We start from the raw sequence: 2,033 nt of genomic DNA, 5'->3' as shown, positions 1-2,033 counted from the left end.
CGCCACGGTGAACGAGGAGGGCGTGACCGCGACCAAGACCAGCTTCGCATTGGTCACGGTGAGCGTGGCCGAGCCGGAGAGACCCTCGAGCGTGGCGATGACGGTCGCCGTCCCCGCCGCCACGCCCGTGGCGGTGCCGGCCGAGGTGCCGGAGGAGACCACCGTCGCCACGGCCGGGTTGGAGCTGGTCCAGGCCGCGCTCTCGGTGACGTCGTAGACGCCGCCGTCGGTGTAGGTGCCTGTGGCCGTGAAGCGGAGCTGGTATCCGGCCGGCACCCGGGCGATCGACGGGGTCACGGTGATCGCCTGGAGCGAGGCGGCGGTGACGGTCACCTCGGCCGCGGCCGAGGCGCCGAAGAGGCTGGCGGTGACGGTCGCGGCGCCCGGCGCCAGCGCCGTGACGAGCCCCTCGGTCCCGGGCGCGTTGGACGCGGCCACCACGGTCCCGTCGGAGGAGAGCCAGGCGACCTGGGCGGTGACGTCCTGGGTGCTCCCGTCGGAGAAGGTCCCGGTCGCCGTGAGCTGACCGGAGAGGCCGGCCGGCAGCGACAGCGTGGCCGGCGCGACCGCGAGCGAGGTGAGCGCCGCGGCGCTCACGGTGACGGCGGAGGTCCCGCTGACGCCCAGCAGCGCGGCGGTCACCGTGGCTGAGCCGACCTGGGCGGCCGTGGCGACCACGCCGTCCGGGCCCGGCGTGGAGAGCAGCACCGCGGCCGGCGGGTCGACGCTCCAGGTGGCCGCGGCGGTCACGTCCGCGGCGCTGCCGTCCGAGAACGTGCCCACCGCCGTGAAGCCGGTGGTGGTCCCCTTCGCGAGCGTGACCGCCCCGGGGTAGACGTCGATGGTGTCGAGCGTGGCCGCGGTCACCTGGACGGCGGCCGTGCCGCTCAGGACGCCGACGGTCGCGGTGACCGTGGCGGCGCCGACGGCCACCGGCTCGACCTGCCCGCCGGCGGAGACGGTCGCGACGGTCGGGTCGCTCGACGACCAGGTCGCCGCCGCGGTGAGGTCCTGCACCGAGCCGTCGGAGAAGAGGCCGGTGGCGGCGAGCGCAGCGCCGACCCCGAGCGGCAGGGTGGAGTCGCCCGGCGTCACGGAGATCGACTGGAGCGTCGCGGCGGTGACCGTCACCGCGGCCGAGGCGGTCAGGCCGGAGTAGGCCGCCTGCACCGTGGCCGCGCCCGGCGCCACGCCGGTGACGGCGCCGCCAGCCGACACGCCGGCGACCGCCTCGCTCGAGCTGCTCCAGGTCGCGACGTCGGTCACGTCGGCCTTCGAGCCGTCGGTGAACGTCGCGGTCGCCGTGAGCTGCTGCGCGTAGCCGGCCGCCACCGTGGCGAGCGCCGGCGAGACCGAGAGGGACTGGAGCGCTGCCGCCGTGACGGTCACCACCGCGCTGCCGCTCAGCCCGTCGAGCGTGGCCGTGACCTGCGCCGCGCCGACCGAGACGGCGGTGGCCGGGACGCCGCCGTCGGCGCTCGCGCCGAGGCGCACCACCGCGGCGTCAGAGCTGGTCCAGGCGGCCGTGGCCGTGACGTCCTGCGCGCTGCCGTCGGAGTAGCTGGCGGTGGCGGTGAAGCTGCGCGAGGTGCCGAGCGCGAGCGCCGAGGTGGCGGGCGCGACGGTGACGGAGGTCACCTTGAGCGCTGGGGAGGACGGTGAGTTCGAGGACGAGCTGCACGCGGCGAGCGCCACGGCGGCGGCGAGCGCGGCGCGGGCGATGAGGCGGACCATGGTTCCCCCTTCGAGTGCCGTCGGTGACGGCGGGCGGGATGGTGCCAGCGGCGTCGCGTCGGCACACGGCCGCGATCACGGGACGGACCATCGTGTCAGGGGGCGGGTGCGCCCACCACGCACAGCCGCGGCGGAGCCGGCGTCGGCGAGCGGGCGGCGTCGACGGCGCGCGGGAGCAGCCGGCGCGGCGGGCCGGACCCTGGGTCCGGTGGTCCCGGGGCGGACTCGCACCTACCTTCCCGATCGTGCGCATCGCCCTCGTCTCCACGCCCTTCGTGGCCCTCCCGCCGCCCGGCTAC

1 protein-coding gene is annotated in these 2,033 nt (G+C 76.8%); it reads right to left on the bottom strand.

Going from position 1 to position 2,033, the window contains the following annotated elements:
• A partial coding sequence (locus VF825_RS15285) for a beta strand repeat-containing protein (RefSeq protein ID WP_331114831.1) occupies positions 1–1,734 on the bottom strand: 1,734 nt, incomplete at its 3' end.
• Positions 1,735–2,033 lie beyond the last annotated feature (299 nt).

It is taken from the genome of Oryzihumus sp. (genome assembly GCF_036391795.1).
GTDB lineage: Bacteria > Actinomycetota > Actinomycetes > Actinomycetales > Dermatophilaceae > Oryzihumus.
The sequence above is the reverse complement of the archived record's forward strand: the minus strand, read 5'-3'. Positions and strand labels throughout refer to the sequence as shown.